17 protein-coding genes are annotated in these 12,462 nt (G+C 28.7%); all 17 read left to right on the top strand.

Annotation, left to right across the window (positions count from 1 at the left end; translation table 11 throughout):
• Window positions 1-178: 178 nt before the first annotated feature.
• On the top strand, window positions 179-1,129 hold the full coding sequence (locus tag BLS77_RS20145) for an RHS repeat-associated core domain-containing protein (RefSeq protein WP_207648677.1): 951 nt from the start codon (window positions 179-181) through the stop codon (window positions 1,127-1,129).
• A gap of 3 nt (window positions 1,130-1,132) precedes the next feature.
• Complete coding sequence (locus tag BLS77_RS06725; protein WP_089967208.1) at window positions 1,133-1,786, top strand: SMI1/KNR4 family protein; 654 nt, start codon at window positions 1,133-1,135, stop codon at window positions 1,784-1,786.
• A 224-nt stretch (window positions 1,787-2,010) separates the two neighbouring features.
• The gene (locus BLS77_RS20295) at window positions 2,011-2,604 is read left to right on the top strand and encodes an RHS repeat-associated core domain-containing protein (RefSeq protein WP_242873949.1); all 594 of its coding nucleotides are present in this window, start codon (window positions 2,011-2,013) and stop codon (window positions 2,602-2,604) included.
• Between the two features lie 30 nt (window positions 2,605-2,634).
• Window positions 2,635-2,784 (top strand): hypothetical protein, encoded by a 150-nt coding sequence (locus BLS77_RS19825; protein ID WP_175490800.1) that lies wholly within the window; start codon window positions 2,635-2,637, stop codon window positions 2,782-2,784.
• 83 nt (window positions 2,785-2,867) lie between these two features.
• A complete protein-coding gene (locus tag BLS77_RS06715; RefSeq protein ID WP_175490799.1) occupies window positions 2,868-3,320 on the top strand; it encodes an Imm30 family immunity protein in 453 nt (150 codons plus the stop codon).
• A 37-nt stretch (window positions 3,321-3,357) separates the two neighbouring features.
• Window positions 3,358-3,501 carry a hypothetical protein gene (locus BLS77_RS19820; RefSeq protein ID WP_175490798.1) on the top strand — a complete coding sequence of 48 codons (144 nt, stop codon included), beginning with the start codon at window positions 3,358-3,360 and terminating at the stop codon, window positions 3,499-3,501.
• 66 nt (window positions 3,502-3,567) lie between these two features.
• A complete protein-coding gene (locus tag BLS77_RS06710) occupies window positions 3,568-3,771 on the top strand; it encodes a hypothetical protein (protein ID WP_089967205.1) in 204 nt (67 codons plus the stop codon).
• Window positions 3,772-3,819: 48 nt separating this feature from the next.
• Window positions 3,820-4,038 carry a hypothetical protein gene (locus BLS77_RS06705; protein WP_089967203.1) on the top strand — a complete coding sequence of 73 codons (219 nt, stop codon included), beginning with the start codon at window positions 3,820-3,822 and terminating at the stop codon, window positions 4,036-4,038.
• A 63-nt stretch (window positions 4,039-4,101) separates the two neighbouring features.
• On the top strand, window positions 4,102-4,947 hold the full coding sequence (locus BLS77_RS20290) for an RHS repeat-associated core domain-containing protein (protein WP_341423430.1): 846 nt from the start codon (window positions 4,102-4,104) through the stop codon (window positions 4,945-4,947).
• Window positions 4,948-4,951: 4 nt separating this feature from the next.
• Window positions 4,952-5,440, top strand: coding sequence for a hypothetical protein (locus BLS77_RS06695; protein WP_089967201.1), 489 nt, complete (start codon window positions 4,952-4,954; stop codon window positions 5,438-5,440).
• Window positions 5,441-5,788: 348 nt separating this feature from the next.
• Entirely contained in the window at window positions 5,789-6,220 is a 432-nt protein-coding gene (locus BLS77_RS06690) for a hypothetical protein (protein ID WP_139164822.1), read from the top strand.
• Between the two features lie 40 nt (window positions 6,221-6,260).
• Window positions 6,261-6,440: a DUF3990 domain-containing protein gene (locus tag BLS77_RS06685; protein WP_089967198.1), complete on the top strand. Its 180-nt coding sequence runs from the start codon at window positions 6,261-6,263 to the stop codon at window positions 6,438-6,440.
• The gene (locus tag BLS77_RS06680; protein WP_089967196.1) at window positions 6,421-6,870 is read left to right on the top strand and encodes a hypothetical protein; all 450 of its coding nucleotides are present in this window, start codon (window positions 6,421-6,423) and stop codon (window positions 6,868-6,870) included. The genes BLS77_RS06685 and BLS77_RS06680 overlap by 20 nt, the downstream gene beginning before the upstream one ends.
• Window positions 6,871-7,406: 536 nt before the next feature.
• On the top strand, window positions 7,407-8,897 hold the full coding sequence (locus tag BLS77_RS06675; RefSeq protein ID WP_175490797.1) for an ATP-binding protein: 1,491 nt from the start codon (window positions 7,407-7,409) through the stop codon (window positions 8,895-8,897).
• Window positions 8,898-8,964: 67 nt separating this feature from the next.
• Window positions 8,965-9,633, top strand: a complete 669-nt coding sequence (locus BLS77_RS06670; protein ID WP_089967193.1) for a response regulator — start codon at window positions 8,965-8,967, stop codon at window positions 9,631-9,633.
• 181 nt (window positions 9,634-9,814) lie between these two features.
• A complete protein-coding gene (locus tag BLS77_RS06665) occupies window positions 9,815-11,089 on the top strand; it encodes a 2-hydroxycarboxylate transporter family protein (RefSeq protein WP_089967191.1) in 1,275 nt (424 codons plus the stop codon).
• A gap of 115 nt (window positions 11,090-11,204) precedes the next feature.
• A complete protein-coding gene (locus tag BLS77_RS06660; RefSeq protein ID WP_089967190.1) occupies window positions 11,205-12,383 on the top strand; it encodes an NAD(P)-dependent malic enzyme in 1,179 nt (392 codons plus the stop codon).
• Window positions 12,384-12,462: the final 79 nt, after the last annotated feature.

Genomic DNA, 12,462 nt, shown 5'->3' with positions numbered 1-12,462 from the left:
TAACTTGTTGAACTAGCAAGTTAAGGCTATAACTAAGGAAGGTAATACCTTAGTTAATAGATATGATACTGAAGGTTTAAGATTTGAAATTGAATAAAATGAAAAGTTAACTAAGTTTATATTCCATAAGGAAAATGCTTTAGTTGAAACAGATAAAGATTATAAGGCAATTTCTAGATTGGTTAGAGGTTATGAAATTGTTGCGGCTGATATTAATGATAGTAATAATGAAGATTTAAATTCAGAATTAGAATATAATTTAAACAGGTATTATTATAGTCAGGATGAACAAGGCAGTACAATATTTATTACAGATAAAGAGCAGGGAATAAAGAATGAATATTCTTATGATGATTTTGGTAATGTTTTAGATAGTAGAGAAGATGTTCATAATAGGATAACTTATACAGGGCAACAATTTGATGGAATAACTCAGCAGTATTATTTGAGAGCTAGATTCTATAATCCTGTGATTGGTAGGTTTACTCAGGAAGATGTTTATAGGGGAGATGGGTTAAATCTTTATGCTTATTGTGGGAATAATCCGGTGGGGTATTTTGATCCTAGTGGATATAAGAACTGTGATAGTAAAGTTCAATCTTCCAGTAAATCTAGATTAGATGAGTTAAGACAGAAACATGGACGATTAACGTCAGAACAATTACACTCTAAGATAAATAAAAGATCTGGTATTGAATTTTCACCAAGAGCAGCAAAAAGTCAGCTAAAAAATGGAGGGTATAAGACTTATGATATAGATAAATATAGTAAAGCAGGAAAAGGCGGAAATCGTGCTAATGGCTACGCACATACAAAACAAGATGGCTTAATAGAAGCGCATCATCCAATACAAGATGAATGGGCAAAACAATGGGAAAAAGCAACAGGAAAAAAATATAGCAGTTATAAAGCACCAACGATACTATTAAGAACAGGAAAAGGAGAAATACACTCTAAAATTTCAGCGTTGCAAAGTGAAAGATGGAGTATTGAAGGATTTAACACTGATATAGTGCATGAATTTAATATGGGATATAAAGAACTGATACAAGCAGGTGCTAAATGTAAATATGCTAAAAAAGCTATTAGAGAAGCTTATAGATATTTTGACAATATAGGAGGATTTTAAAAAATGATTAAATTAGATAATTTAAATTATGCATTGCGTGAACCAGCAAAATTAGATGAAATTAAAAAAGTAGAAATCGCTTTAGGATATAAATTACCAAAAGTATATAGAAATTTATTACAGATGTCTAATGGCTTATCAGTAGAAAATGGAATGGAAATTTTTGATACAGAACTTCTTGTAGAAATGAATATAGAATATAAAGTTAGTAAATATGCAAGTGGATATATAGCTATTGCAAGTAACGGGGGCGGAAAGTTTATTTTAATGGCTGCAGATGAAAGTGATTTAGCAATTTTACAAGTAGATTCCGGTGTGTTAAATCCTAAATATTCAACTCTAGTTAACGAAAGTTTTATAGAATGGATAAATGATGGAGCAAAAGATAGTGATTGGGAAGATGAGGAGGATGAAGAAGAACAGGATTTAGGAAGAGTGATATTAATCGAACCTCCTAAAAATGGGTCAAGTGATTTGAGAATTATAGAAAAAGTATTTGATATACAATATCTTGCATTTGAGATACTGAAAGGATATAAAGATGTACCTTTTGTATTGATAGAGGATGTTGAAATAGATGAAGCGTTAGAAAAGATAAAATCACTTGGAGAATTAGGAAAGTTACTAAAAGTTGAAAAAATAATGAATAAGATATAATTAAGGATTTATTAGCCACTTGATTAATTTCAGGTGGCTTTTGAAATTAATTGTTTAATTAACAAGTTAAGGCTATAACTAAAGAAGGAAATACTTTAGTTAGTAGATATGATGCTGAAGGTTTAAGATATGAAATTGAAGAAAATGAAAAGTTAACTAAATTTATATTCCATAAGGAAAATGTTTTAGTTGAAACAGATAAAGACTTTAATGCAATTTCTAGATTGGGTAGAGGTTATGAAATTGTTGCTGCTGATATTAATGATAGTAATAATGAAGATTTAAATTTAGAATTAGAATATAATTTAAACAGGCATTATTATAGTCAGGATGAGCAAGGTAGTACAATATTTATTACAGATAAAGAGCAGCAAGTTAGAAATGAATATTATTATGATGCTTTTGGTAATGTTTTAGATAGCAGAGAAGATGTTCATAATAGGATAACTTATACTGGGCAGCAATTTGATTGTATAACTCAGCAGTATTATTTAAGAGCTAGATTCTATAATCCTGTAATAGGGAGATTTACTCAGGAAGATGTTTATAGGGGCGATGGGTTAAATCTTTATGCTTATTGTGGGAATAATCCAGTTGGGTATTTTGATCCTAGTGGGTATGCTAGGGATTGTGATACCAAAGCAAGTACTGTTGGAGAAATGTCCAAAGAAGATGCAAAGATGTATAACTCATATTGTGATAAAGTATCTTTTTATATGGAAGGTAAAATTGGCACGTATGAAGAATTAGTTAAATTGGGGAAAAGAGGAGATAACATTACGCCACACCATTTCCCATCAGCTGAATTTATGAAATAATATACAGTCTCTAAAGGTGAAGGATTATGTATGAATATGGAACAGGGCACTAAGGGCGGAAGGCATCGAGAAACTTATACTTATGGGCGTAATATGACTGATAAACAAAAGAAATTTTATTATTTATTAAAACCAAGAGATGCTGTAGCATTTGATTTAAAAAATATAAGGAATATATAAAGAAATGTTACCAGTGCTACAATCATATTCAGAAAAATATGTGAAATATAGGCATGATATATTTGGAAAAGGAGTGTACTAAAATGAATTTGAATCAAGTAAATATAGAATTAGACAAGTTGAAAAATAATAGATTATTAAGAGATAGAGATGAGTTTATTAATTTTGAAGAAGCAGTACAAAATTTATCAAATGTAAGAGATCCTAAAATTATAATAGAATTATGTAAATGTCTTGATGATAATACAGAAGATGAAGAAGTGATGTTTGGATTAGTTCATCTTATTGAGGATTTTGATGAGAAAGATGGGTTATTAGAATTAGCTAAAGCAGTTCCGAAAATGTTACCACAAGCAAAAAAATGGGTCAAAATACTTCATTATAGAATATTGAATGATGCTCCATCAAGAAGAATGTATAAAAGTATATTTAAAATTTTAGATGATAGCAATAAAGAAATTATTAAGAGTATATTATTAGAAATATCACATGAAGATAATGCAGAATTTAGTGGGTATATAAATGAAATATTATAACCACTAAGTAAAAAATCTATAATATAAAGAGCCGATATTGAGTAAATATAAAGTCAATATTGGCTCTTTAATTATCTGTAAAAATAGATTAAAGATAGATTACGGTTATAATGGAAATGTTCAAAGCTTAGTTACAATATCATCAACTGGAAAAGTATTAGTAGATTATAATTATGCTTAGGATTTAAATGGAAATAGACTTCAAAAGCTGAGCTCAAAGCATAAAAACTTCTACGATTACGATAGTATGAATAGATTAAAAGATTCTAGCTATGATGGAAGAAAAGAAAGCTTCACTTATGATAAAGTAGGAAATAGATTAACAAAAACAACAAATGATATAACTGACAAGTATGTTTATAATGTGAAAAATCAGTTAAAAGAACTATACAATAAAAATGAAATAAACTACTTTACTTATGATAAACAAGGAAATACAATAAAAGAATAAGGAAAAGATGGGAATAACAATTTTGAATACAATACGTTAAACCAACAAGTGAAAGCTATAACTAAAGAAGGAAATACTTTAGTTAGTAGATATGATACAGAAGGCTTAAGAGTTGAGATTAAAGAAAATGAAAAGTTAACTAAATTTATATTCCATAAGGAAAATATTTTAGTTGAAACAGATGGGGATTATAATTCGATTTCTAGATTTGTTAGAGGTTATGAAGTTGTTGCGGCTGATATTACTGATGGTAATAATGAAGATTAAAATTCGAAATTTGAATATAATTTAAACAGGTATTATTATAGTCAGGATGAGCAGGGTAGTACAATATTTATTACAGATAAAGGGCAGCGAATAAAGAATGAATATTGTTATGATGCTTTTGGTAATGTTTTAGATAGTAAGGAAGATGTTCATAATAGGATAACTTATACGGGGCAACAATTTGATGGAATTACTCAGCAGTATTATTTGAGAGCTAGATTCTATAATCCTGTAATAGGGAGATTTACTCAGGAAGATGTTTATAGGGGCGATGGGTTAAATCTTTATGCTTATTGTGGGAATAATCCAGTTGGGTATTGTGATCCTAGTGGGTATGCTAGGGATTGTGATACCAAAGCAAGTGCTTTTGGAGAAATGTCCAAAAAAGATGGAAAGAGATACAATTCATATTGGAATAATGTTGAAGCGGTAGAAGGAAGAATACCTGACTATAATAAGGCAATTAAAAAGTATGATTTATTGGGAGATTACTATCAAGTCAAATTAAAGTATGAAAAAACATTTAAGTGGGGAAAAGATTTAAAGCAAATAAATATAGATTATTTTAATTATAAAGCTGGAAAATTAGAGGGACTAAGTGATAATAATAAATTATATAAAACAAAATCTAAACGGAAACCAAGTGTTACAAGAGATTATAAGGAATATATGAGGGAGGCTTTAGTAGAAAAATACAAAGATAATACTGTAGAATTAAAGAAGTTTATGAAAGAATTAGATAATATGGATCCTGATCATGTTTGGGAGTTGCAATTGAATGGAGCAGATGAATGGGGAAATCTAAAGATGGCAGAAATGTATACAAATAGAAAGATTGGGATAAATTTAGGATCACAAATGAGGGCTGTACCTGAAAATGGAAGAGTAAAAATAATTACGGAAAGGTGATAATATGAATAAAGATATAATTATAAAACTCCAAAGAATACAGGGAGTTTTGGATAAAGATATTATGAAGATGGCATTAGCATTATTAGAAAAGAGAGATAGTAACGAATATATAATAGACTTTAAATCAACAGATATGATAGAAGACTTTTTATGGATAAGAAATCAATATGAATATATGAGATTTGCTGATGTTTTGTTTTGGGTAGATGACGAAAAATTTAAAGAACATCAGAATGATATTATTATGTATAAAGTTCCAAATCAAAGCCAATATATATGTATAGGACAAATAGAGCCATATCCAATATTACTTAATAAAAAAAATGGGAATGTATATTGTGTAACTAGTGAGTTGGGAGAAAAATGCAAAATAAAGGAATACAATAAATTTCGAGATTTCTTTAATCAATATGTGATTGGAGAAAGATACCTAGAGCTTGGAAGTAGTGAAAAGTGGTATAACTTTATGAAACAATATGAGATAATATAAGAATTAATAAATAATATATTTTGGAAATATGTATTAGTATAGATATCTACCCCTAGAGTAACACATTAATTTAAATTTTCTCTTGCCATTTAGTAAATGTAAGTAGCAAGAATAAAAGGTTTCCAGTTTATTCTATGGGGTCAGGTCTAAAACCAATAATTATTAATTATAAGAATTAATTTAATTTACTATTATTATGGAAGTGACAATAAATTTGAGGATGAGTTAAAATTCAATAATTTATTTCTCAAGACATATTAGAAGTGTAAAATTATGAATCCCATCATAAGTAAATTATGATGGGGTTTTTCCTGCAAAGCGAAAGTAAAAGAGCAATATAAGGTGGTAGTGGAAAGACGATACAATATTGATAGAAATATTATTGATCTGAAAGCTTATACAGTAAACCAAAAATTAATGGCGATAGAAGCTAAACAAGCTGAAGAAGAAAATGCTAAAAACATAGGATTAACAAAACCTTTAGCACTTAGTAATAATAGATTTACAGAAAGAATAAAAAGGCAAAAAGAAAAGAAATTATTAGAAGAGCAAAATCCTAAAGTAATAGAAGACTTAGATAAGTATAAGCTAAACCTTGTAAATCAAAGATTTAACTATAATGCAGATGGAACTTTGAATAATGCCTACACTGGAAATATGATGTATAATTACACATATAATAAGGAAGGGATTTTAGAATCTAAGAGTGCATCTGGAAAAACATTAATAAGTTATACTTATGATGGTCACAGTGAACATAGTGCTATAAAAGTTGTTTAAAACAGGAGGGCTTGATATAATAAAGATATAGTTATGCAAAATGAGAAAATTTGTTAAAGATTTTATTAATCAATTTTTAAAAGGTGAAATTAGTAGAACGGCATTTTGGGAACTTGCAAAATTTAGATATCCAACGCATCAAATATGTTTTTGTACAAATAGATCATTAGAGGTATTAAGGTTTGAGAGGAGTTTTAAATGTGATAGAAAGCATATATGATAATGACTTATTATTTACATGTTCACTTATAGAATATATAGGTAGAGTTACTAAAAATGAAGGAAGTCTAATTGTGAATACTATTGGAAAAAATGGGTTAGATAGAATATATCAAGATGCTGAGGTAATGCATTGTGAAAATATTGAAGCTGTTGCAAATGAGTTTATTATTGATTATAATATTCAAAGTGGTAGCTTTGATAATACTGTAGAACTTGAGAAACACAACTTAAGAATTCCTTCTTTCTGGGATATTGGACGAGTTTATATGGATTTATTATTAAGATTACAAGGTGATATAATTAATAACATAATAGAAGTTTATAATTCATATATATCAAAATGTATAGATGATTATATAATAGGATTTTATTATTGTAACCCAGAGTGCATATATGAAAGTTATAGGGCTGGAGAAATGTTAGATTAAATATGATGCCTTAGTAGAAGAATTTATTGTTAAAATACAAAAATAGAAAATATATAAGAAAAGGTTGGACTAAAGATAACTTAGTTCAACCTTTTATTCTTTTATTGTTCTCTTACAGAAATTAATGGCTGAGCATTATTTGAATCGGTTACTTTAGAAGATAAATGTAGTAAAATAAGAAAATGTAAGAGATGAGCATCTTCAAAATGTAAAGTCAAAGAAAATTCAATCATAATTGAAAACAGGCTACGTAGATTACAACGTAGGGTATATAGCAAATACCTAAAAAATAAGGAAGGGAGTAAGTTCGTCAAAACAAGTAATATTATAAAAATAAAAAAGCAGATTAAACTACTTCATAGAAAATTAGCGGATTAAACAAGCTTTATAGAGTTTTATAAGGTTTTGGCAACGGGAATATGTTAAATAAGATATCGAATAAGAAAGTATCTTTAAAAAGTAAAATTACTTTCACAAATATATTACTAATGACTATCATGTTAATTACCACAATGACTATAACCTTAAAATTCAATATGAATATAATTGAGAAAAAGCTTGAAGCTAATTTATTAAACATTTCGAAAATAATAGCTAAAAATCCTATGGTTATAGATGATCTAAATAATAAAGAAATTAGTAGCGCTGTAGAGAGATATCTAGATGACATAATAGTTAGTGCGAACGATATAGATGTTATAGTTATAGCCGATAATAATGGAAAGAGATATTATCATCCAAATGAAGATGAGGTAGGAAAAAAATTTGTAGGTGGAGATGAAAAAAAAGTTTTAGGTGGAGAGGAAAGTTACATATCTGAAGCAGAGGGTAGTTTAGGAAAACAAAAACGTGCATTTTTTGTAATAAAAAATAAAAGTGGAAAACAATTAGGATTTATAATGATAAGTACTCTTATGGAAAATATAAATAAACTAAAAATTGAAATGTTTAAAATATACATAATTTTAGCTGCATTTATATTTAGTGTAGGAATAGTTGTATCATTATATTTATCTAGAAATATAAAAATATCTTTATTAGGACATGAACCTTACAAATTTACAAAAATGTATATGCAAAGAAAAGAGGTAGTTGATTCATTAGAAGAAGGAATAATAGCTGTAGATGAAAATGGAAAAATAATAATATTTAATAAGGCTGCAATAAATATGTTAGATATAAGAAAAACTAAGAATATAGAAGGTAAATTTATTAATGATATATTTTCAAAGAGTAAGTTAGTAAATATTATTCAAAGTGGAGAAAGTCGAAATAATGAAGAAATAATAATAAAAGATAATATTATTATTAGTAATGGAATACCCATAATAGAAAATAATAAGGTTATTGGGGCAGTAACTATATTAAGAAATAAAACTGAAGTAACTAGGCTAGCAGAGGAACTTACAGGTATAAATCAAATAATAGATTCGCTAAGAAGTAATACTCATGAATTTATGAACAAGCTACATGTTATACTAGGGCTTATACAAATAGGTAAAACTGAAGATGCTAAAAGTTATATTATGAATATAAGAGAAGAACAAAGTGAAATAGTAAGCCTTATTATAAAAAAAATTAAAGATCCTACTATAGCGGCTTTGATTATTGGTAAAATTAGTAGAGCAAAAGAAATGGGTATAAAACTAAACTTAAACCCAAACAGTTATTTTAATATGAATGATAATTTAATAAGTAGAAATTCATTAGTAACTATAATAGGAAATCTAATTGAAAACTCTATAGATTCTATAAATGAAAAAGATAATGATTTAAAAAATATAAGTTTACTAATTTATAATGATGAAAATAGTTTGCTAATAACTATAGATGATACTGGTAATGGAATAAGTAGTGAGAATTTAAAACGAATATATGACAAAGGATTTTCAACAAAAGGCAAAAATAGAGGTGTAGGAATGTATATAATAAAAAGTATACTAGACAACTATGGTGGGGAAATAGTTATAGAAAGCGAAGAAGAGATAGGGACTTGCATTGAAATAAGAATAAGTAAGGTATTGTAAAATAAAAGACAAGAATACTAGCTTGTTATTTATTTAAATATGTTTAATGAGAATAAGGAGAAGATAAATGATTAGAGTGCTTATAGTGGAAGATGATCCGATGGTAGCGGAAATAGATAAAAAATATGTGGAAGATGTACCACAATTAACCGTAGTAGGGATATGTAACAATGGAAAAGATGCATTAGAGGTGCTTAAAAAAAGCAAAGTGGATCTCATTATATTAGATGTATATATGCCAAAATTAAATGGAATCGAACTTTTAAAGGAATTAAGAAAAATGAATATTAATAGTGATGTAATAATGGTTACAGCCGCAGATGAAACTAAGTCATTAAATGAAATATTAAATTTAGGTGTTATAGATTATTTAATTAAGCCTTTTGAATATAAGCGGTTTTTAGGAGCTTTGAATAAATTTCTAGAAAAATATACGCTTATAAACACAAATTATAAATTTAAGCAATCTGATATAGATATCCTTATAGCGAATAGAAATAAGGATGATTCAGGAAATATTAAAAAAGGATTAAATGAAAAGACATTAGATATGATAAGAGAATTTATGAAAGCTAGTAGTGAAAAATTACATACTAGTGAAGAAATAGCAGAAAAGGTGGGGTTATCTAGAGTTACAATAAGACGATATATGAATTACATGATAGAAATTAAGGAAATTAATAGTGAGATAGATTATCAAACTGGTGGGAGACCAAGCATTAAATATTATATTTAATATTGGCTAAATCATATAGATTGCTATTTTATTAACATGTACTTTACTTACAAAAGGTATTCAATACTTTTCTAATATATATATTAGAAAACGTTTTCTGTATAATGATGTTAAAGAAAGAAATTATATATGGGACTAGTTTATTAATTACAAATAAATTAGTAAAATAGGGAGGATCATTATGCAGGGTAATAAAATACAAGTAATGGGAATGAATTTATTACAATTTTCAATGGTTGCTATAATAGTGTTAGGAGCAACTGCTATGGGATATCTACCTGGTGGAATGGTTGGAGCGCTAGCTATAACAATAGTGCTTGGGGCAGCTTTTAATGAAATAGGAAATAGAACTCCAATAGTAAAAACTTATTTAGGGGGAGGGGCAATAGTTGCAATATTTGGATCAGCAGCTTTAGTTACATTTAATGTAATTCCAAAAGAAGTTATAGAAAATGTGGATTTTTTTATGAATGATGTAGGTTTTTTAAACTTCTATATATCAGCACTTATAACTGGTAGTATCCTTGGAATGAATAGAAAGCTTTTAATAAAGGCATCTGTTAGGTTTTTACCAGTAGCTATTTGTGCAATAACTTTTGCCTTACTTTTAGTAGGTTCAGTAGGATTCCTTGTGGGCTATGGGTTTAAAGAGGCAATAATGTTTATTGCAATTCCTATGATGGGTGGTGGAATGGGAGCTGGAGTTATTCCTTTATCTAATATGTATGCAGAAGCACTTGGAAGAGATCCAGCACAACTTATTTCAATTATGATACCGGCATCGACTTTAGGAAATGTTATGGCTATAATAGGTGGTGGTATAATAGCTAAGATAGCTATTATAAAGCCAAGTTGGTCAGGTAATGGACAATTAATGAAAGATGATTCGGGAGAATTAAATGAAAAAGTAAGTAGTAAGCTAGATTTAAGAATGCTTGGAATAGGACTATTATTATCACTTACATTCTTCACTTTTGGTACTGTAATAGGAAAAATAATACCATCAATACATACCTACGCATGGATGATAATAGGAGTTGTATTTGCTAAAATAGTAGGATTAATACCAGAAAAGATTGAACAGTCTGCAAGTCAATGGGGACAGTTTGTAATGACTAATTTAACAAGTGCACTTTTAGTTGGAATAGGAATATCTATGATAGATTTAAATGCAGTTGCAGCAGCTATAACCCCACTATATCTAATACTTGTATTTATAGTAGTATCTGGTGTTGCAATAGGTGCTGGAATAGGTGGTAAAATAGTAGGATTCTATCCTATAGAATCAGCTATTACTGCAGGGCTATGTACAACTAATATGGGTGGGACAGGAGATGTAGCAGTTTTATCAGCAGCAAATAGAATGGAATTAATACCATTTGCTCAAATTGCTACTCGGATATGTGGTGCATTAGTGCTTATACTAGCTAGTGCTCTATTAAAGATATTAATGTAGTAAGGAAATTTCAAAAAATAATAGACGACAGTGTTTATATGTAGTTTAGGTATGAAATAAGAAAAATCAATCAGTGTATCATTGCATACACTAGATATATATAGGAGATGAGTTTATGGATTATAACAAATTAAGCTTAGAAATGCATGAAAATAACAAGGGGAAAATAAGTATAACTTCAAAGGTAAGTGTAAAAACAAGAGAAGATTTAAGTACAGCTTACACCCCAGGGGTGGCAGAGCCTTGTAGAAAGATACATGCAAACAAAGAAGATGTTTACAAATATACTGCAAAAGGAAATTTAGTAGCGGTTGTTACAGATGGAACAGCAGTGCTAGGCCTTGGAGATATAGGACCAGAAGCGGCTATGCCAGTTATGGAAGGAAAAGCTATATTATTTAAGGAATTTGCAAATATTGATGCATTTCCAATATGTTTAGACACTACGGATGTAGATGAAATAGTTAAGACTGTAAAATATCTAGCACCTACCTTTGGTGGAATAAATTTAGAAGATATAAGTGCTCCTAGATGTTTTGAGATAGAAAGAAGATTAAAGGAAGAATTAGATATACCAGTATTTCATGATGATCAACATGGTACTGCAATAGTAGTTTCAGCAGGACTTATAAATGCATTAAAACTTGTTGGTAAAAAAATGCAGGATGTTAACATAGTAATAAACGGAGCAGGTTCAGCTGGAATATCAATATGTAAATTGCTTTTACAATTTAATGTAGGAAATGTTGTTCTTGTAGATAGAAATGGAGCTGTAGAATCTAGTGCAGAGTGGCTTAATGAAGCTCAAAAAGATATGGCAAAAATAACTAATAAGCATAATGAAAAAGGAAATTTAATTGATGTTATGAAGGGTAAAGATATATTCATAGGAGTTTCTGGTCCAAATTGTGTAACTAGTGAAATGGTAGCTACTATGAATAAAGATGCAATAGTATTCGCTATGGCAAACCCAAGCCCTGAAATAATGCCAGAAGAAGCAAAAAAAGGTGGAGCAAGAGTAATAGCTACAGGAAGATCAGATTTTCCTAACCAAATAAACAACGTTCTTGTATTCCCAGGAATATTTAGAGGTGCATTAGATGTACGGGCTACCGATATAACAGAAGAAATGAAGCTTGCAGCAGCTAAAGCTATAGCAAGTTTAATTGAAGAGAGTGAATTAAATGAAGATTATATAATACCAGGAGCCTTTGATAGTAGAGTTGCACAAGTTGTAGCTAAAGAAGTTGCAAGGGTTGCAGTTGAGAGTGGTATATCTAAATTAAACAAATAGATATAATTATAAAATAGGATTTAGTAGAAATATAATTTTAAGAAACTTTAACATTGGATAGCCTTTGTTAAAGTTTTTT

This window comes from Clostridium gasigenes (assembly GCF_900104115.1).
Lineage (GTDB): Bacteria > Bacillota > Clostridia > Clostridiales > Clostridiaceae > Clostridium > Clostridium gasigenes.
The sequence above is the reverse complement of the archived record's forward strand: the minus strand, read 5'-3'. Positions and strand labels throughout refer to the sequence as shown.

Bases quoted from the DNA above. Each gene is read 5' to 3' on its own strand.
- BLS77_RS06670 (WP_089967193.1), top strand. From the start codon at position 8,965: ATGATTAGAGTGCTTATAGTGGAAGATGATCCGATGGTAGCGGAAATA.
- BLS77_RS06685 (WP_089967198.1), top strand. From the start codon at position 6,261: ATGAGAAAATTTGTTAAAGATTTTATTAATCAATTTTTAAAAGGTGAA.
- BLS77_RS06715 (WP_175490799.1), top strand. From the start codon at position 2,868: ATGAATTTGAATCAAGTAAATATAGAATTAGACAAGTTGAAAAATAAT.
- BLS77_RS19825 (WP_175490800.1), top strand. From the start codon at position 2,635: ATGAATATGGAACAGGGCACTAAGGGCGGAAGGCATCGAGAAACTTAT.
- BLS77_RS06710 (WP_089967205.1), top strand. From the start codon at position 3,568: ATGAATAGATTAAAAGATTCTAGCTATGATGGAAGAAAAGAAAGCTTC.
- BLS77_RS06725 (WP_089967208.1), top strand. From the start codon at position 1,133: ATGATTAAATTAGATAATTTAAATTATGCATTGCGTGAACCAGCAAAA.
- BLS77_RS06660 (WP_089967190.1), top strand. From the start codon at position 11,205: ATGGATTATAACAAATTAAGCTTAGAAATGCATGAAAATAACAAGGGG.
- BLS77_RS06695 (WP_089967201.1), top strand. From the start codon at position 4,952: ATGAATAAAGATATAATTATAAAACTCCAAAGAATACAGGGAGTTTTG.
- BLS77_RS06665 (WP_089967191.1), top strand. From the start codon at position 9,815: ATGCAGGGTAATAAAATACAAGTAATGGGAATGAATTTATTACAATTT.
- BLS77_RS06675 (WP_175490797.1), top strand. From the start codon at position 7,407: ATGAATATAATTGAGAAAAAGCTTGAAGCTAATTTATTAAACATTTCG.